Source organism: Vibrio sp. Vb1755 (assembly GCF_033338635.1).
GTDB classification, from domain to species: Bacteria; Pseudomonadota; Gammaproteobacteria; order Enterobacterales; family Vibrionaceae; genus Vibrio; species Vibrio alginolyticus.
The window spans coordinates 1-18,666 of the sequence record NZ_JAWOTA010000012.1 but is presented as its reverse complement, the minus strand read 5'-3'; the positions used below and the strand labels follow the sequence as shown (position 1 = coordinate 18,666).

Below are 18,666 nucleotides of genomic sequence, written 5' to 3'. Positions count from 1 at the left end.
CACTAAGCAACCTGCGTTAATTTACTAATAATTAACAATTAACTCCAACCCATTGTCCATAAACTCACCCAGTTGTATAGCTCTCTTAAAAAAGAAGCTTGCGAATCTTGTGGATTGGCGGTATTGATGAAGGATTGACAATTAATTATCACGATAATATGGATATTTTGAATTTCGAGGCATTTATTATTGCCATTACGATTTTAACGTTAACGCCAGGTTTAGATACTGCACTTGTTATCCGTAACACTAGCCGCTCGGGCCTAAAAGATGGATGTACAACCAGTCTAGGGATTTGCTTTGGCTTATTCGTACATGCTTTTTTTTCTGCGGTTGGTATCTCGGCGATTCTTGCGCAATCAGCAGAGTTGTTCCAAATCGTAAAAATGATTGGTGCGGCTTATCTTATCTGGCTTGGTTTGAGCAGTTTAAAAGCGCTAATGTCGTCGAAAGATGGATTGACCGTGACCGAGCAGATTCACGAAGTGTTTAATGGTAAGCGATCTTTTAGAGAGGGCTTTCTTTCTAACGTCTTGAACCCAAAAACGGCGGTCTTCTATTTGGCTTTCTTACCACAGTTTGTGAATCCAGAAGGTTCACCCTTGCTTCAATCAATGATGATGGCATCTGTACACTTTGCTATTGCGATGGTTTGGCAGTGTGGTTTAGCTGGCGCGCTTAACTCGGCTAAAAATCTACTAAAGAATGCAAGCTTTATGAAGTGGATGGAAGGCGCGACGGGCGCAGTATTAGTCGCACTTGGTGTGAAGTTATTAATTGAAAAACCCGTTTAATGCGTAATATTTATCGATTGTTGATACTACTCGCTGTATTTATTGTGGGGATAGGTGCCGCTGTTGCTTGGCATACGTGGCCACAAGTACAGTTTGCGCAACGCGGCATGATCTGGTCTTGGCACTGGGGCTACTTCGAGCCTTTTGCTAATGGAATACAACAAACGCGAACTCAAGATACTAAACAGTTATTGCTCAGGCGTGTGTATTTGCATGACGCTATTGTCGTTTTTGTTTCGACAACTATGGACAATAAATTTGAGGTTGACGTTGTAAAAGAGCAAACCTGTGAACCTAAAACGACGACTTGGGCTTCGGTCTCTGTCAATCATCAACGTGTCAGGCATGTACCTATGGTGTGCGATGCGTTTGGGCAAGGCTACTTTTATCGCTACATCGGGAAACATCTGGAATCGATTGAGGTTGGTGTCGGCGACTCGTTTGTAACAGAAGCATTTTTAGACTGGCCGCTGTCAGAGTTGAAAGCGGATCAATTCAAGCAAAAAAATGCGAAGTTTTTTGAAAAACGTGGAGAAAACGTTGAGCATCAATGGTTGAGAGATTAACCATTTAACCGAAGATAAATAAAGCCCGCTAAATAATAGCGGGCTTTGTGTTTTACCATTTCTAATGTGTTTTGCTCTCTGTGACTGACAGTTTGTGACCGCAAACCTGCCGTTTCACTAAGCTTTCACTGCTTCAACTTCACCTGATTGCGATGTTGAGCTAAAGAACAGTTTGGTTTCTGCCAGTACGACGTGACGCAGTGCGATCAAACCAATTAGGTTAGGAATTGCCATCAGACCGTTTACGATATCAGCCAGTAGCCAAATCATATCGAGGTGAAGGAATGCACCAGATGCCACCAAGCCAACGAAAATCAGTTTGTATGGAAGCACAGCTTTAGTTCCGAACAGGAACACAACGCAACGCTCACCGTAGTAGTTCCAACCAAGAATGGTGGTAAAAGCGAAGAACATCAAACCGATTGAGACGAGCATAGGACCAAATGTATCTGCATTTAAACCCACCGCAAAAGCATGAGTCGTCATCGCGGCACCTGCAAAGTCACTTTGCCATGCACCGGTCAGGATTAGAGCAAGGCCTGTCATGGTACAAATAATGATGGTATCGAAAAAGGTACCCGTCATTGAAATTAGGCCTTGTTTAACACAAGAGTCTGTCTTCGCTGCTGCTGCTGCCATAGGCGCGCTACCCAAACCTGATTCATTTGAGAACACACCGCGAGCGATACCTGATTGGATTGCCAGCATGATGCTTGCACCTAAAAAACCACCAGTCGCTGCTGTTGATGTAAAGGCTGAAACCAGCACTAATTCAACGGCATTGAACAATTGGTCTGCATTCATGATGATCACGCTTAAACACGCCAACACATAAAATACAGCCATGGTAGGAACCACTTTTCCTGCAACGTTAGCAATGGATTTGATGCCACCCAAAGTTACGAAAGCAACCAAAAGAGTTAGTACGAAGGCAGATAGCTCACGGTTAACACCAAGAGATATCTCACTTGCATCCAGAATCGCGTTTACTTGTGGAAACGTACCGATACCAAAACAAGCAACACCCAAAGCAAACACTGCAAACATGATCGCGAGAGCTTTTGAGCCAACACCGTATTGCAAGTAATACATTGGGCCACCAATCATTTGGCCTTTATCATCGACTCTTCGGTACTTAACCGCCAACAAACATTCGGCGTATTTAGTCGCCATTCCGAAAAGGGCAGCGAGCCACATCCAGAATAGAGCGCCTGGTCCACCGAGTTTGATTGCTGTGGCAACACCAACAATGTTACCAGTACCAATTGTTGCTGAGAGCGCAGTACAAAGAGCTGCAAAGCTAGAAACGTCACCTTGAGTATTAGATGACTTATCTTTACTGAATACCATCGCTAGCGCTGTTGGGAGGTGTTTAAACTGGATCAAGCCAAGGCTAAAAGTGAAGTAAACACCTGTACCCACTAGCAAAATAAGCAGCGGTGGACCCCAGACAAAATTATCGATGGTTTGTAGTAAAGATTGTAGGTTGTTCATGATTTCCCCTTAATAAAACAACTAATAAGGAGAAGAGGGAAAGGACGAGATCAACGATCTCTAAAAGAACTAAGCTATTGGTTGTAGGCGGGAAGGCCAAGCAAAATAGTTAGGTTGTAACTTTCCACTCCTCTGTCCTTTTGCCTGAGAGTTTCACCTTGCGTGAGTGCAAGACTTGCTCCTTCGGCGACCGATTTAACGGTTCTCTCCAGAGGTTCCTCCAACTACAGTCCCCGCTACCTAGGTAGCACCTGAAATAGTTAATTCTTCGGCGAGTTATGCTAATCAAATGTTAAAATTTGATTAATAACCACTCTCCTGCAGTCTTCATCGGAACAATTACTCAATTAAATGAGTAAAGGTTAGTTAATGATGCTGGTCATCATTAACGTGTGAACTCTATCATGTTTTTGGTCCATTTCAACACCCTATGTCAATTTATTTTCAATGAAATAACCTCATCTATTTTCATGAAGGTATGTTTGCCAATCTTTTTGCGCGAGCAACTGCATAAATAAAACTTATTGGGTTAGGAAATGGAACCAAAAAACACTTCAGAACGATAAATGTGTTTCGATTGTTACGACATAAGTTATTCAATTAAGAACACAAAATTGATTAAAATCGGAGCACTTATTTTAAAATCTACGCTAAGTTGACCTTATGGTACGTATAAATGGGTTACAATGAATCTTTGTGAAACAGTCTACGGACCTAGGCAGTTTTTCATGAGTGGACAAGGAGGCGGTATGACCAGATTATTAGCCATTGCGGTGTTGATTGCAGTAGCATTTGTGCTGTTTCGTTATCGAACCAATGAAAAAGTCCAAAAAGCGACCGTTATAACATTAATTGGCGCATTTCTGATTTATACAGCATCAATTATGTTTGCGGAATTGATCCGCTAGCAAAGTAAAAGAGTCCTTGGAGTAGTATACGGTGAGTTCTCAGAACAAAATGGAAGAGCAAGACGACGTAGTTGTCATTGAAGAGCGTGACAAACGTACGCATATCTATATCGCAATCGCTGCGGTGTTAGGCTTGGCATTTGGTGGCCTTGTTGGATCGGTTGTCACTGCGAACAAGTGGGAATCGACTTACCACGTATTAGAAGAAAAGTATCAAGCACTAACGCAAGATAAAACCCAGTTGGCATCTCAAGTAAAAGTGCGTGAAGAGGCGCTTGACCAAGAGATACAAAACCAAGTTAGTGAGTTACTCGCCGCGAAAGATGAAGCTCATCAGAAAGCACTTAAGAAGTTGCAAAAGCAATTGACTGAGGTCGAGAAGGTTAACTTGTCACTAGAGTCTCAATTGAAGCAGCAGGCAGATAAGATCAACACGACGAAGTCAGAAAATGAGAAGTTGAGTCGTCAAGCGGATATGCAAGCGACTATGTTTGAGCGGTCCCGCGAAGTATTCCAGAAAGAGCTGAAAATTTCGCAAGAATTAGAGTCTCTCGAGAAAGAACGGTCGAAATTATTACCTAAGATTGAGAAACTCAAGAAAGAGTGTGACGTATTTTTAGAAGGCAAATCTTGGGACGTGAAGTCGGACGCTTGTGATAAACATGATGAAGCTAATTCACGACTAAGTCAGGTCGATCAAATGATTGAAGTCTATAAAATGGACCTCAAACAAATCAAAGCAATAACGGAAGATATCGGCCTTTAAGTCTTTTGTATCCGATTTTTGAAAAGCAAAAGGAGCTCTTTAAGAGCTCCTTTTTCGTTGTTAGCTATGACTTTTAGGCTGTCGCGTATATTAGATTCGTGAGGCGTCATAGCCTGAGGCGAGCAGGAGCTCTCGTTCGTGTTTAATCAGCTGAGCTCGATCTTCAATTAGCTCATTGAGTGCTTGAGATGGCTTACCTGCTAATGCTTTGAACGAAGCAAAAGATTCCGCGGTGTCGATTTTATCAATCATCTGACTGATGACATTACGAGCCTCACACGGGTTACTCGTCGTTGTAAAGTATTCTACTTGCTTTGCTGCCGATTTCATCTCAGTTAATAGCTCAAGCGGGCTACTTTCTTTGGCTACTGCCATGTAGTTATCCAGCACGCGCTTTGCATAAAGCAGTTCTTTGAGGGGGATATCTCTTCCGCTCTCGATTAGGGATTCGCTAAGGATCATACTTGAGCTCATGGGCATTCCTTCTTATTACTACGCCGCTTTTGATGTTTCCTTGAGTCTAATTTATTGAAGTCACATTGGGAATGGGTAAAAAGCATTTTTGACGCATTTTTATTCATTTATGAAAACACGAATGCGATGCTTATCTGGATCGATAGCCATAAAATTTAACCCATACACTGATGTCGCTGGTGGTTGAACAAACTCAACACCTAGGTCTTTCCAGCGCTTGTAAATGCGCTCTAACGTATGCCTGTTGGGCACTGATAAAGACAGCTCGGTGCCACCACCTCGAATGCCGCTGTAGGGTGAAAGATTATCTCTTTGCTTGAGTGTCAACGTTAAGCCTTCGGTCAGTGGAATAGCGGCAAAGGTTGGAGACAACTGCGTGACTTTGCGTTCGAACAGTTTCGAATAAAAAACTTGGCTTATGTGGATGTCCTCAACGTAGAGAACGAATGAATTGATAGTCAGCATGGTTTGTTCCTTAATCAATTAGAAGTAGTAGGGGCAATCTAACGGAAAGGAACGACAGGAGTTGTCAGTAGAACATTCTCGAAGGTAAGTGACAGAATAAGAAAAAGGAGCCGTTTAGCTCCTTTTTATCAGCGGAATCATTGGTGTTAATGAGTGTGTTTGGAAGAATACCAGTTGTTTTGATACGCTTTAGATGCAAATAATGCGTTTGCTTTTGCACGCTCGACAATAGACTCGTCCACCTCTAGCGGCTCCATGGTTTGGTCTTTAAAGTCGTACGCCAGGGTCGATACCTTTTCACCAGGGGAAAGCACAACGAGATTGTCGCGCGTTAAATAACCAAAGTTTTTGTCGTATTGCATCATTGCGCGTTCATCTTCGCGAGCTAGTGGCTTCGTTAAATCACGACCAATCATCGGTGTTTTAGCATCTACCCCAATTAGAGATAACAGTGTAGGCGGCATGTCGATGTTGTTTGCTATGCGGTCATCTTTACGTGGTTGAATGCCTTTACCAAGGATCAATGCTGGAATGTGAAAGTGCTTAACCGGAACAAGGTTAGCGCCAGAAACACGTGCATCATGATCTGCAATTACAATGAAAATGGTATCATCCCAATAAGATGACTTTTTCGCCTTTTCAAAGAAAGTGCCCAAAGCGTAATCGGAATATTTAACGGCGTTGTTACGCGTCATATATTCTGAATCGTATGGCTCAATTTTGCCTTTTGGATACTCATAAGGGCTATGATTACTTGACGTAAAAACTAAGCTAAAGAAAGGTTTGTCGCTTTTTGAAAGGCGTTCAAACTCTTCGTTTGCTTTGTTATATAGATCTTCATCACTAACACCCCAAGAGCCAACAAAGCTTGGGTTGTTATAATCATCTTCTTCTACTATTTGATCAAAACCGTTACCAAAGAAGAAAGTTTTCATGTTGTCAAAGTTGGCTTCTCCGCCGTAAATAAATTGCGTGTGATAGCCTTGAGATTTCAGTAAGTCCGCGATGGTAAAGAAACCCGTTTGGCTTTTACTCAGCTTCACTACCGCGCGAGACGGAGATGGAGGAAATCCAGTGGTTACGGCTTCAATTCCACGAACAGAACGAGTACCAGTGGCGTACATTTGTGTGAACTGCCAACCTTCCTTCATGAGTTCATCAAGGTTTGGTGTTAGAGGCAAACCACCCAAAGCACCGACAAATTGGGCGCCTAAGCTTTCTTGTAGCAAAATCACTAAGTTTTTATGTTTACCTTGGTAAGTCGCGGGGTTACTGTTCATGGTTGGGAGTAATGAAGGGTTGAAGTCGGATTTTGTTGATGAAGTGCGAACTAATTCCAACATCTTTTGAGTGTCCATTTTTCCGTAGAACTGCTCCGCACTCTTTTCTGACTTCATGCTATTAACCGCAAACAACAATGAGTAAGATGAGTTCAGTGCTAAGTCGTTAAGCAGTGGATCGTTAGAAAAGGCGACCATAGCAGGATTTAGCGGGCGGTGACCTAAAGATGAGCGAGCACCTGCAACCCCAAAAAGAACAACGAAAAGTGCCAATAGTGGTCGCCATTTCCAGTTGACCTGCTGCGCCTTATCGGTCAGTTTCTTACTCCACTTCCAACCTAAAGTGATGGTTAAAACTGTACCTAACGCACCAATAAACAGTTCTAATTTGTAGCCAGTCCAGAGCATACTCAAGACTTCTTTTGGGTAGATTAAGTATTCCACAAACAGACGGTTTGGACGTAGGTCGTATTCCTGAATGAATGGCGCTGTTGCGAGCTCCATGTATACAAGCACCCAAAGCCCTAAAACCATCCATATGCGTAATATTCGCTTCCAACACTCTCCCATCTTACCGGTTAATGGCATGAAGGTTGAAAACAGTGCTGGAAGAATAAATAACCAGCAAAGCGTTGCAATATCTACGCGCAAACCTTGACCTAGGATGTAAATTAAGTCGTTTAGAGAGTCAATACGGTCAATCTGCCAAAAAGCTAGCAAAACTCTTGAGATAGAAAGAAATAGAAGCGAAAACAAAGAAAAGGCAGCAATTGGCTGCAAAGGCCCCCACACAGAGCTCTTTGATAAGTTTTTCATATTTATTCGAATAGTTTAATTGTTATGTTGTGTTGTTTTTAGCAAAGCAAGCGTGAAATAAACGTGAATTATAATGTGGATTTATGGTCGAGTAGTGTAAGTGTTGGTATGTCTATGTAAGGGGGAGGGGCGTTTGTGTAAAAAAAGAGCCAGTTGATAACACCAACTGGCTCTAGAGATTGATAAAGGCATGATTACATTGCGGCTTTCTTCGCTTCTTCGACCCATGCGTCGAACTTTTTCTGGTTCGCTTTGATCCAGCCATTTACATGAGACTCGATGTCCGCTGAGCTGTTCTTACCTTGGCTCATCATCATATTCTGCGCACTAACATCATTGATATTTAGTTTGATGATTTCAAACAGCTTCGCAGCAGCAGGGTTTTTTTCCGTAAACTCTTTATTGGCAACGATGCGCATAGAGTTCATCTCGAAGCCGTAGTTCTTACCGTTCTCTAGTGTCGTATCAATGTCTTTACGCTCACCAGGAAGTGAAGAGAATGGCACTTCTAACCACACTACATCTTTCCCTGGAACTAAAACGCCACTTACCCAGTACGGTGTCCAAGTGTAGTAAAGAATCGGATCGCCTTTTTTGTAACGTGAGATCGTATCAGCGATAATCGCCGCGTAGTTACCTTGGTTGTGTGTTACTGTGTCACGAAGTTTGAAAGCATCCAACTGATGCTCAACAACCATTTCACAACCCCAACCTGGGTTACAACCAGTTAAGTCCGCTTTGCCATCGCCGTTTGCATCGAATAGCTTCGCCAATTTTGGATCTTTTAACTGACCAATGTTAGTGATGTTATATTTTTCCGCGGTTTTCTTATCGATCAAATAACCTTGCGCAGCACCACTTACGTATTGGCCTTTACGAAAGAACTTATCATCACCGCCAGACATCGTGTACTTATCGGCGTGAAGAGGGAACCAACCAACCGCTAAGAAAGTAGCATCACCTTTAGCAATAGAGGTGTAGCCTACGTTGTAGTCCACTTCTTTGGTCGGTTTAACATCGTAACCAAGCTCTTCAAGTGCGCGGTTTACGATCAACGTTTGAAATGTTTCTTCTGCAACGGTTGATTGAACAGGCTGAACAGTGACACCTTCACCCGGTAGTTCACTTGCCACACCATAAGTTGAAAATGCGATAGTACTTAGAGCTCCAACAGAGAGCGCTTTCTTCCATGAATTATTCATTGATGTTTCTCCTAAGTTTTAGATCGTCTTGGTTCGTCTTTGTTTTCAGTTTTAATAGGTATGAAACAGGACCTGTGTGATACCAGCGAAGTTTAGTGTTGCCCGCATTAACCCCTAACACCTGGGTGATACGGTCTAACAAAATCGCAAGAATAACGATGCCTAAACCACCAACGGCAGCAAGACCCATATCAAGTCGGCCAATACCACGAAGTACCATTTGGCCTAAGCCGCCAACAGCAATCATTGAAGCAATCACTACCATAGAAAGTGACAGCATTAAGGTTTGGTTTACACCTGCCATGATAGTTGGTAACGCCAACGGTAACTGGATGCGATAAAGCATCTGTTTTTTGTTTGCCCCGAAAGAGTGGCCAGCTTCGATAAGCTCTTCAGGTACTTGCTGAATACCCAAAATAGTCAGGCGCACAACGGGAGGCAGGGCGAAAATGATCGTTACTACTACGCCAGGAACGTTACCAATACCAAACAACATAACAATTGGCACAAGGTAAACGAACGCGGGAGTCGTTTGCATTGCATCTAATATTGGCCTAACAAATTTGGCAGCGGTTTGGCTCCTTGCCAACCATATCCCCATTGGTAGCCCTATAAGCAAACAGAAGAAAACGGCGGTTAACACCAGTGCTAGCGTTGTCATCGCTTGTGACCACGCACCAATTAGGCCGATGAAAACAAGGGATACAAGAGTAGAAAAACCAAGTTTTACATTGGAAAACTGCCACGCTAGCAAAAATAAAATGAGTACCATTATAGGCGCAGGTGTAGACACCAAAGCAGTTTCAAACGACGTTAGAATAAAGTCGATTGGAACTCGTATTGCTTGGAAAACAGGTCGACCATGTTCCACCAGCCAGTTCAAACCGGACTCTACCCAGCTATCGAGGGGTAAAACCGCATCTTGGAATGGGTTCATAATATCGAATGGTGCTTGCTCTACAGTTTCTGAGTTGAGCCAATCATTACTTGGCGCGGCCTCTGTACCTTGCGACCAAGGATCATCTTGCGCAGGAGCAGTATTTGACCAGGGATCATTGTTAGTTTGCTCTGAAGACATCGTGTTAATCCTTATCTAGTGTTTGTAGAAGACGTGATTTAGTCACGACACCAAAGTAAGTTCCTTTCTCATCTACGACAGGCACGGCATAAGGAACACCAGCAACCAGACCCAAAATGTCATTAATTGACTGATCAGGCTGAAGAGTAACTTCATCCGGTAATTGAGCACTGGCTAACGAACGGTTTTCTTTATGAGCCAAACGTAGTGAATCAAGAGATACGATGCCGGAATATCGGCTAGATTTATCGACGACAATACCGTAATCACGGTCGTGATCCATCAGAATCTGCATCGCAGAGCCTGGACCGTCATTTTCCGATTTCTTAAAAACAGCCGCTGGCTTCTTGCGCGCGATATCTTTTGCTGTCAAGACACTTGCGATGTTTACGCCGCGGAAAAACGCTTCGACATAATCATTTGCTGGACTGTGTAATATTTCATCAGGTGTACCAACCTGAACAACCTCACCGTTTTGCATGATGGCGATACGGTCGCCAATGCGCATTGCTTCATCCAAATCATGAGAAATGAAGACAATTGTGCGTTTGTCATCGTTCTGTAGACGAATAAGCTCATCTTGCATCTCAGAACGGATCAATGGGTCTAAAGCGGAAAACGCCTCATCCATTAATAGGATGTCTGGATCACAAGCTAACGCTCTCGCTAAACCAACGCGCTGTTTCATACCTCCGGATAATTCGTCAGGGAAAGATTCTGCATAAGGGTCTAAACCCACTCTTTCTAAGGCGGAAAGGGCACTTTTCTGACGCTCATTAACGTCGATGCCGGCAAGTTCTAAACCAAAGGCGGCATTTTCAATCACCGTCATGTGTGGCATGAGTGCGAAACTTTGAAACACCATTGAGATATTGTTACGACGAACTTCTCGAAGTTCATTTTCGGAGATGTGGGCGATATCTCTTCCTTTGAGATAAACACTACCTTTAGTCGGCTCAATGAGCCGGTTAAGAAGTCGAACAAGGGTGGATTTCCCGGAGCCAGAAAGGCCCATGATTACGAAAATTTCCCCTTCATTTATGGTGAGAGATACATCGTTTACGCCGACTGTTAAACCTGTCTGTTCAAAAATACCGTCTTTATCGACGCCTTTGTCGATAAGCGAGAAGGCTCTCTCTGGGTCTTCTCCAAACACTTTATACAGTCCCTTAACTTCCAGTATGGGATCCATGTTATCTGTCCTTTTTCGTGTGTTTATAACTGTTTAACGATTTGTACTCTAATTAATTTTAGTTCAACTTTCAACGAAAGGGGGTTGGTTAACTAGTTCTGCCGTGCATAGAGAATTCGTTGAGCAAGGTGTGTTCAATTCTTGCTTTTTATATTTAAAACAATTGCTTGTGATGTGTTTTTATCCACCATAACGTTGCCCTGACGTAGGGTTGAATTTATTTTGAATTTTTTTGTACATTTCAACTCAACTCGCTTGCATAGATATAAGCTGTGATAGCTTAGAACTCTACATGTAAAAAGGTTAGAGCTCTAATTTTTGGTTAAGGCTTGGTCCTGTGAAATCGGTTAGGTACTGTTATCCTTAGATTTATTTATTGCTTGATTTCACTCAGGGTGATATTTATCGCTGTAGTTTAGGCAACGTATGGAATAAAAAATGGAAGCCGAACAGTTAGAAGTGCTCAATTTCATTAGCCAGTACCCACCTTTTGATGACCTACCTGAAGAGCAGCTTAGAAAAATCGCTCTCAATGCCGAGGTTGCATACTTTCGGCAAGGAACAAAAATCCTTAACTTCGGAGATACGATCCGCGACTTGTATATGGTGAGAAGTGGGGCGGTAGAGATTTATCGGCGTAAAGGTGAACTTTACAACAGGATTGATGCTGGTGGACTGTTTGGTCAGATGGGGTTGTTGATGAACAACCGCGTACGGATGCCAGCCAAAGCGATAGAAGACACTCTCGTTTACTGTATTCCGGAAAACATCTTCAATGAACTTTGTGATGAGTTTGAAAACTTTGCGGACTACATGGAACTGGAAGATAGCGCGCGTTTGCGAAGCGCAATATCTAGCCGATCTGAAAGCAATGACTTTACCACCGCTAAGGCACGTAAAATCTTAGCAAGAGATCCAGTAACTCTGGAGGCAACGGCTTCAATTCAGGAAGCTGCAATACTCATGGCAGAGGAGAATGTCACCTCTCTGCTCATTATTCGCCCGACAGAGGAGCTCACAGAAGAAGATGACGAACAGCTGCTTGGAATATTGACTGATCGCGATCTTTGCATTCGCGTACTAGCTCAAGGTATTGATACCAATATTCCAGTGAGTGAGGTCATGAGTTATGACGTTGTTTCATTGGATTATAACGCCTATGTGTTTGAGGCAATGTTAACTATGTTGCGTTACAACGTGCATCATTTACCAATTTTAAAAGATAAAAAGCCGATAGGAATTATTGGCATGACGGACATCGTTCGTTACGAATCTCAGAACAGCCTATTGCTAGTGAGCTCTATTTTTCAGCAAACCAGTGTCGAGGATCTCAAGCAGGTTTCTGAACAAGTAAAAGACTGTTTCGTAAGAATGGTCAATGAAGATGCCAACGCGCACATGATTGGTCGAGCCATGTCGGTTATAGGCAGTAGTTTCAAACAACGCCTCGCTGAATTAGCTGAGCAAGAGTTCGGCCCAGCGCCCATTCCTTATTGTTTAGTCGCAATGGGTTCAATGGCGAGGGATGAGCAGCTAATTGTAACGGATCAAGATAACGCGCTTATTCTCGATAACAGTTATGACGTTGAGATTCACGGAGAGTACTTTGAAAAGTTTGCTAAATTTGTTTGTGATGGTTTAGCGGCATGCGGCTATGCTTATTGTACTGGAGACATTATGGCTACCAACCCAGAATGGCGAAAAACTCGTGCAGAATGGGAAGAATGCTTTGGAAACTGGATAGACAATCCAACCCCTGAGAGATTGTTAAATAGTAATATCTTTTTTGATCTCCTCGGTGTGCATGGGCGAGTGAAATGGGCGGAGCAATTAAGCAGCTTTATTGTGAGACGAGCGAAAAGAAATAACCGCTTTCTTGCTTGTATGGCGTATAACGCAATACGTAGGACGCCTCCACTGGGCTTTTTCAAAGACTTTGTGATGGAGAAAGATGGTCGTCATCGCAACTCGATTAACTTGAAGCGAAGGGGGACGGCTCCGTTGGCCGATTTAATACGGGTGCATTCTCTGGCAATCGGTTCGCGATCGCAAAACTCTTTCGACCGTTTAGATGACATTAATGATGCTGGCATTTTACCGAAAGGTCGAGGTTTGGATTTAAGGGATGCGATGGAGCTAATCTACATGGTTCGAATTCGTCACCAAGCCCTTGATATAGAAAATGGAGAAGAGCCAGACAACAATATTGAGCCGGAGAACATGTCTGAATTTGAACGTCGAAACTTAAAAGCAGCATTTCAAATTCTAAGTAACGCTCAGAACTTCATTAAGTTTCGATACCAGAGAAGTAGCAAATAATGTGGTTCTCAAAAAAAGTAGAAAAAGAACAGCCGTTGTTGGATACATCCCAGACGCCAGAGTGGTCAATGTTGTTCAAACAACTAGCTAAAGAAGCGAAAGACGAGAGGCTCAAACGCTACTATTCGACACCGATGGTTAATGGGGAAACACCAATTGAACAAGTGCCATTTGTCTCGGTAGACTTTGAGACAACAGGATTGAACTCGGAAGAGGATGTCATTCTCACGATCGGACTTGTGCCGTTCACTATTGATCGTGTTCAATGTAATGGTTCTGCTCATTGGGTCGTTAACCCAAACAGAGAGTTAAACCACGAGTCTGTCATTATTCACGGTATCACTGACTCTGAGGTTAAAAACGCGCCGCAGCTGTCTCAGATCTTGGGTGAAATATTGGATGCGTTGTCAGGCAAAGTGGTACTTGTTCACTACAAGAACATTGAAAGGCAGTTCTTTAATAACGCCTTGCTAAATAGCATCGGAGAGGGGATACAGTTTCCTGTTGTTGATACGTTAGATATTGAGTATGCAATACAACGCCGTGAATGCAGAGGTTTTATCAATAAGTTGAAAGGCAAGAAACCCGGTTCTGTACGATTAGGGTACGCTCGTGAAAGATATGGCCTCCCTGCTTATCAGCCTCACCATGCCCTGACGGATGCGTTAGCAACTGCGGAGCTGTTTCAAGCGCAACTGCAGTATCACTTTAATCGAAACATGCCAATATCTTCGGTTTGGCAATAGGCGTTATTTATGGTGAAAACAATAAAATGCAATGAGAGATAGGGGGCTTTAAGATTATGATGGCGGATTGAGTAACCGCTTATAAGAACAATGTTTTATGAACATGTGCTTGGTAGTGATGAAGACGTTTCATTACTCGAACTCCGACGAAAGTAATTTAAACTTGGTCACGTATTTTTAAGGAGATTATCCGTGAGCACCGATAATAACGGTGGCATTCAACGCCCCGATGGAAAAGTAAACGCAATAGATACTGACTATCAAATTGGTCAGGATAACGTTGCGCTAAAGGTAGGCCCATTTGGCCTTGATATTCACAACCGTGTTTTTGCAATTTCTGGCTTAGCAATCGTCATGTTTGTTGTGATAACACTATTATTCCGAGAACAGGTAGAGCCGTTTTTTGCAGACCTACGAGCGGGTTTGTTGCACAATTTAGACTGGTTTTTTCTCGCTTCAGGTAATATTTTTGTCATTGTCTGTGTCGGATTGATCTTCACACCATTGGGCCGTGTGCGAATCGGTGGTACTGAAGCAACACCGGATTACTCCTATGCCGGATGGTTGGCAATGCTATTTGCTGCAGGTATGGGCATTGGTCTCGTGTTCTTCGGTGTATCAGAACCGATGTCCCATTTTAGTTCTGCGATTGGTGGCGTGAGCGTTGAGAATGGTGTACGTACTGACTGGGCACCGCTAGGTGGTGCAGAGGGCGATGCAACTGCAGCTTCGGCATTAGGGATGGCTGCGACGATTTACCACTGGGCACTTCATCCGTGGTCAATATACGCGCTCTTGGCTCTTGGGCTGGCTATCTTTTCATTTAACAAAGGTTTGCCACTCACCATGCGCTCAATTTTTTACCCTTTGTTTGGTGAGCGTGTATGGGGTTGGACTGGTCATATTATCGATATTCTTGCAGTGGTAGCGACGGTTTTTGGTTTAGCAACATCGCTAGGCTACGGTGCATCTCAAGCCGCAACGGGTTTGAACTTCCTGTTTGATGTCCCAATGACCAATACGACGCAGGTTATATTGATTATTGGTATTACTGCGCTCGCTTTAATCTCTGTTGTGGCTGGACTCGATAAGGGCGTGAAGATCTTATCTGAAATCAATATGGGTCTTGCAGCACTGCTATTGCTATTTGTTATTGTTGTTGGCCCGACGATTGCGATTTTAACTGGTTTCTTCGAGAACATCGTTTCCTATGTGGCTAATATCCCTGCCTTATCTATGCCATTTGGACGAGAGGATGTGAATTACTCTCAAGGCTGGACGGCGTTTTACTGGGCGTGGTGGATTTCTTGGTCACCATTTGTGGGTATGTTCATCGCACGTGTGTCTCGCGGTCGTTCGGTTCGTGAGTTTATTATTTGCGTTATTCTTATCCCATCTTCAGTTTGTGTGTTATGGATGACGGCTTTTGGCGGTAACGCAATTAGCCAATACGTTAATGATGGCTATGAGGCGGTGTTTAACGCAGAACTGCCTTTAAAACTTTTTGCCATGTTAGATGTTATGCCATTGGCTGAGATAACATCTTTTGTCGGCATTATCTTAGTCGTGGTGTTCTTCATTACCTCTTCTGACTCAGGATCACTGGTTATTGATACTATTGCTGCGGGCGGTAAGGTCGATGCACCAACGCCACAACGCGTGTTCTGGTGTACGTTTGAAGGTTTGGTTGCGATTGCATTGATGTTGGGTGGTGGTCTAGCTGCTGCTCAAGCAATGGCGGTGACGACTGGTTTACCATTTACTATTGTTTTGCTTGTTGCAACGGTATCTTTGATAAAAGGTTTGATGGATGAACCTCGTCCAAAGGCGGTTTCTAAGAAATCAAAATAACTAGTATCAGCAGTTAAATTATTGATAAAAGCGGTATGCGAAAGCATGCCGCTTTTTTTTGGATTTCTATTTTTCTCTGAGAAATGAACAGCATGGAAAATGGTCTTATTCTGGTTGTTTTTTGTACTGTGCATTTAGGTGACTATTTAATAAATTAGACCTCGAACTATTTTAACTTTTGGTTAATAGGTTTATTTTTGTGATCAATATCACAAAAATACCGATAAAAAGGCGGATTATTTGATTTTTAGTCGCGAGGGATGCCCATAATAAAAAGGAAATTTAATTAGACCTCAAAGGATATGTATTTTCACATGATCACATCAGCACCTTGGGTCCTTTATCCAGAGATTGGAGAAGACTCAAGTAAAAAATGGATTTTTCGTGAGCCTAAAATCTCTGATGGTGACGACATTTACAGCTTGATTGCAGACTGTCCTCCATTGGACATGAACTCATCTTATTGCAATTTCCTACAGTCTACGCATTTCAGCAAAACCAGTATTTTGGTTGAGCAAAAAGGCGAAATCGCAGGTTTCATTTCCGGTTATCAGAAACCAGACGAGCAAGACGTTTTATTTGTCTGGCAAGTTGCAGTCTCACCTCGCTTTAGAGGTCATGGTTTAGCATTCCGCATGTTGAAAGAACTTCTCACCCGAGAGGAATTAGGCGGTGTTAAATCGGTAGAAACTACCATCACGGAAGATAATAAAGCCTCTTGGGCACTGTTCAAAAAGTTAGATGCGATGAACGGCAATTCTGGCCAAGTAAGCACATTTTTGGATGAAGAAGCCCACTTTAAAGGCAAACACGATACAGAATATTTGTATCGCATTCCTCTCAAATAATCCTCAAACAATAGGAATTAAAAACGGTCTCATCATGGATATTTTCAAAAAGCAGGAATCCAACGTACGCTCATATTCAAACAATTTCCCGGTCGTTTTTCGTAAAGCGAAAGGCTGCTGGCTAGAAACAGAACAAGGTGAACGATACTTAGACTTCCTTGCTGGAGCGGGATCTCTAAATTACGGCCATAACAATCCAGTACTAAAACAAGCGTTGCTTGAGTACATTGAAATGGACGGTATTACTCACGGTTTGGATATGCACTCAGAAGCGAAAGCATCGTTTCTGGAAGCGTTGGATACTTACATCCTTAAACCAAGAAACTTGGATTACAAGGTTCAGTTTACGGGCCCAACAGGTACTAACGCTGTTGAGGCGGCATTGAAGCTGGCTAAAAAAGTAAAAGGCCGCGACAGCGTCGTTGCGTTTACTAACGGTTTCCATGGTTGTACTGCTGGCGCACTGGCTGCAACGGGTAACCAGCATCACAGACAAGGTAACGGTTCTAGTCTAAGTAACGTCACTCGTATTCCATTTGAAGGTTACGCTGGCGTAGATGGTCTTGCGCTGTTCGAAACCATGCTAAATGATAACTCTGCAGGTATGGATAAACCAGCCGCTGTACTTCTTGAAACTGTGCAGGGTGAAGGTGGTTTAAATGCTGCTTCAAACGAGTGGTTACAACGTTTGAGCAAAATCTGTAAAGCCAATGACATTCTTGTGATTGTCGATGACATTCAAGCAGGTTGCGGACGTACCGGTACTTTCTTTAGTTTCGAGCCGTCTGGTATCCAACCGGATATCGTGACGCTATCGAAGTCGATCGGTGGTTACGGTTTGCCGATGGCTGTCGTATTACTTAAGCCTGAGCTTGACCAGTGGAAGCCAGGCGAGCATAACGGTACGTTCCGTGGCAATAATCACGCCTTTATTACTGCTGCAAAAGCACTAGAAATTTACTGGGCAAACGATGATTTTGAAACACACATCAAGCAGTGTTCAGACAAGGTGAGTGCAGTGATTGACCGTTGTGTTCGTCGCTTTCCACAAATGTTTGTGCAGAAAAAAGGCCGCGGCATGATGGTTGGTATTGAATGTATCAATGGTGACATGGCATCTGAAATCGCGAAAAACTGTTTCGAGAATGGAATGGTGATAGAGACAGCGGGTCCAGACGATGAAGTTGTGAAGTTCTTCTGTCCACTAACCATCAGCGAATCAGAGCTAGATCAAGGACTAAGCATCTTTGAAAATGCAGTAGAGACTATCGCTGCGAAACATTTCAAACAAGCATCTTAATAAGGATTTTAATTATGATCGTCAGAACTCTAGATGAATGCCGCAACAGCGAACGACGTGTTGTTTCAGATAACTGGGAAAGTGTCCGCATGTTGTTGAAAGACGACAACATGGGTTTCTCTTTCCACATCACAACGATTTATGAAGATACAGAAACTCATATTCACTATCAAAACCACCTTGAATCGGTGTTTTGTATGAGTGGTGAAGGTGAGATTGAAGTTGTAGGTGGAGAAACGTACCCAATCAAACCAGGTACATTATATATCCTTGATAAACACGATGAGCACTACTTGAGAGCTTATAAGAATAAAGAAATGGTAATGGCGTGTGTGTTTAACCCACCGATTACTGGCGCTGAAGTGCACGATGAAAACGGTGTTTATCCTCTCGTTGACTAAAAGATGATGGTGGGGTGCTTTGCCACCCCACACTTTACTATCTCTTCTTTTTTCTTTTTAAAGTTACCAATCAAAAAAGGCTTATCATGACATTTACCGTAGAAAAAATCGGCGGTACATCAATGACAGCATTTGATGCTGTTCTCGACAATATTATTCTTCGTCC

General features: G+C 43.0%; 17 protein-coding genes and 1 riboswitch. Of the genes, 10 read left to right on the top strand and 7 right to left on the bottom strand.

Features of this window, described 5'->3' with window-relative positions; translation table 11 throughout:
- Nucleotides 1–158: 158 nt before the first annotated feature.
- Both R7E00_RS12360 and R7E00_RS12355 read left to right on the top strand, forming a co-directional pair.
- Complete coding sequence (locus R7E00_RS12360) at nucleotides 159–794, top strand: LysE family translocator (protein ID WP_017820932.1); 636 nt, start codon at nucleotides 159–161, stop codon at nucleotides 792–794.
- Nucleotides 794–1,360, top strand: a complete 567-nt coding sequence (locus tag R7E00_RS12355; RefSeq protein ID WP_262606098.1) for a threonine transporter RhtB — start codon at nucleotides 794–796, stop codon at nucleotides 1,358–1,360. The genes R7E00_RS12360 and R7E00_RS12355 overlap by 1 nt, the downstream gene beginning before the upstream one ends.
- Nucleotides 1,361–1,477: 117 nt before the next feature.
- On the opposite strand, the gene R7E00_RS12350 is transcribed toward R7E00_RS12355, so the two are convergent.
- A complete protein-coding gene (locus tag R7E00_RS12350; RefSeq protein ID WP_213896010.1) occupies nucleotides 1,478–2,854 on the bottom strand; it encodes an alanine/glycine:cation symporter family protein in 1,377 nt (458 codons plus the stop codon).
- Between the two features lie 122 nt (nucleotides 2,855–2,976).
- Nucleotides 2,977–3,076: riboswitch (glycine riboswitch) on the bottom strand.
- Nucleotides 3,077–3,603: 527 nt separating this feature from the next.
- Here R7E00_RS12350 and R7E00_RS12345 point away from each other — a divergent pair.
- Both R7E00_RS12345 and R7E00_RS12340 read left to right on the top strand, forming a co-directional pair.
- Nucleotides 3,604–3,762, top strand: coding sequence for a hypothetical protein (locus R7E00_RS12345; RefSeq protein ID WP_005377784.1), 159 nt, complete (start codon nucleotides 3,604–3,606; stop codon nucleotides 3,760–3,762).
- A gap of 31 nt (nucleotides 3,763–3,793) precedes the next feature.
- Nucleotides 3,794–4,528, top strand: a complete 735-nt coding sequence (locus tag R7E00_RS12340) for a chromosome segregation ATPase (protein ID WP_017820934.1) — start codon at nucleotides 3,794–3,796, stop codon at nucleotides 4,526–4,528.
- Between the two features lie 90 nt (nucleotides 4,529–4,618).
- On the opposite strand, the gene R7E00_RS12335 is transcribed toward R7E00_RS12340, so the two are convergent.
- The 6 genes from R7E00_RS12335 to proV all read right to left on the bottom strand — a co-directional run bounded on the left by R7E00_RS12335 (nucleotide 4,619) and on the right by proV (nucleotide 11,035).
- The gene (locus tag R7E00_RS12335; RefSeq protein ID WP_005377782.1) at nucleotides 4,619–5,002 is read right to left on the bottom strand and encodes a hypothetical protein; all 384 of its coding nucleotides are present in this window, start codon (nucleotides 5,000–5,002) and stop codon (nucleotides 4,619–4,621) included.
- 99 nt (nucleotides 5,003–5,101) lie between these two features.
- Nucleotides 5,102–5,467 carry a VOC family protein gene (locus R7E00_RS12330; RefSeq protein ID WP_130546073.1) on the bottom strand — a complete coding sequence of 122 codons (366 nt, stop codon included), beginning with the start codon at nucleotides 5,465–5,467 and terminating at the stop codon, nucleotides 5,102–5,104.
- Nucleotides 5,468–5,613: 146 nt separating this feature from the next.
- Nucleotides 5,614–7,563, bottom strand: a complete 1,950-nt coding sequence (locus tag R7E00_RS12325) for an LTA synthase family protein (protein WP_262606097.1) — start codon at nucleotides 7,561–7,563, stop codon at nucleotides 5,614–5,616.
- A 194-nt stretch (nucleotides 7,564–7,757) separates the two neighbouring features.
- On the bottom strand, nucleotides 7,758–8,765 hold the full coding sequence (proX, locus tag R7E00_RS12320; protein ID WP_054865582.1) for a glycine betaine/L-proline ABC transporter substrate-binding protein ProX: 1,008 nt from the start codon (nucleotides 8,763–8,765) through the stop codon (nucleotides 7,758–7,760).
- A complete protein-coding gene (gene proW, locus R7E00_RS12315) occupies nucleotides 8,758–9,843 on the bottom strand; it encodes a glycine betaine/L-proline ABC transporter permease ProW (protein WP_005377778.1) in 1,086 nt (361 codons plus the stop codon). The genes proX and proW overlap by 8 nt, the downstream gene beginning before the upstream one ends.
- Nucleotides 9,844–9,847: 4 nt before the next feature.
- Nucleotides 9,848–11,035 (bottom strand): glycine betaine/L-proline ABC transporter ATP-binding protein ProV, encoded by a 1,188-nt coding sequence (gene proV / locus R7E00_RS12310; protein WP_005377777.1) that lies wholly within the window; start codon nucleotides 11,033–11,035, stop codon nucleotides 9,848–9,850.
- A 438-nt stretch (nucleotides 11,036–11,473) separates the two neighbouring features.
- Here proV and R7E00_RS12305 point away from each other — a divergent pair, with 438 nt between their 5' ends.
- From R7E00_RS12305 to R7E00_RS12280, 6 genes are all read left to right on the top strand, one after another.
- The gene (locus tag R7E00_RS12305; RefSeq protein ID WP_005377775.1) at nucleotides 11,474–13,354 is read left to right on the top strand and encodes a DUF294 nucleotidyltransferase-like domain-containing protein; all 1,881 of its coding nucleotides are present in this window, start codon (nucleotides 11,474–11,476) and stop codon (nucleotides 13,352–13,354) included.
- Entirely contained in the window at nucleotides 13,354–14,100 is a 747-nt protein-coding gene (locus R7E00_RS12300; protein ID WP_005385697.1) for a 3'-5' exonuclease, read from the top strand. Before R7E00_RS12305 ends, R7E00_RS12300 begins: the two co-directional genes overlap by 1 nt.
- 192 nt (nucleotides 14,101–14,292) lie before the next feature.
- The gene (locus R7E00_RS12295; RefSeq protein ID WP_005377772.1) at nucleotides 14,293–15,951 is read left to right on the top strand and encodes a BCCT family transporter; all 1,659 of its coding nucleotides are present in this window, start codon (nucleotides 14,293–14,295) and stop codon (nucleotides 15,949–15,951) included.
- A 314-nt stretch (nucleotides 15,952–16,265) separates the two neighbouring features.
- Nucleotides 16,266–16,799 carry a diaminobutyrate acetyltransferase gene (gene ectA / locus R7E00_RS12290; RefSeq protein WP_005393379.1) on the top strand — a complete coding sequence of 178 codons (534 nt, stop codon included), beginning with the start codon at nucleotides 16,266–16,268 and terminating at the stop codon, nucleotides 16,797–16,799.
- A 34-nt stretch (nucleotides 16,800–16,833) separates the two neighbouring features.
- Nucleotides 16,834–18,099 carry a diaminobutyrate--2-oxoglutarate transaminase gene (gene ectB, locus R7E00_RS12285; RefSeq protein WP_017820939.1) on the top strand — a complete coding sequence of 422 codons (1,266 nt, stop codon included), beginning with the start codon at nucleotides 16,834–16,836 and terminating at the stop codon, nucleotides 18,097–18,099.
- Nucleotides 18,100–18,113: 14 nt separating this feature from the next.
- Nucleotides 18,114–18,500 (top strand): ectoine synthase, encoded by a 387-nt coding sequence (locus R7E00_RS12280; protein ID WP_005377769.1) that lies wholly within the window; start codon nucleotides 18,114–18,116, stop codon nucleotides 18,498–18,500.
- The last annotated feature ends 166 nt before the right edge of the window (nucleotides 18,501–18,666 follow it).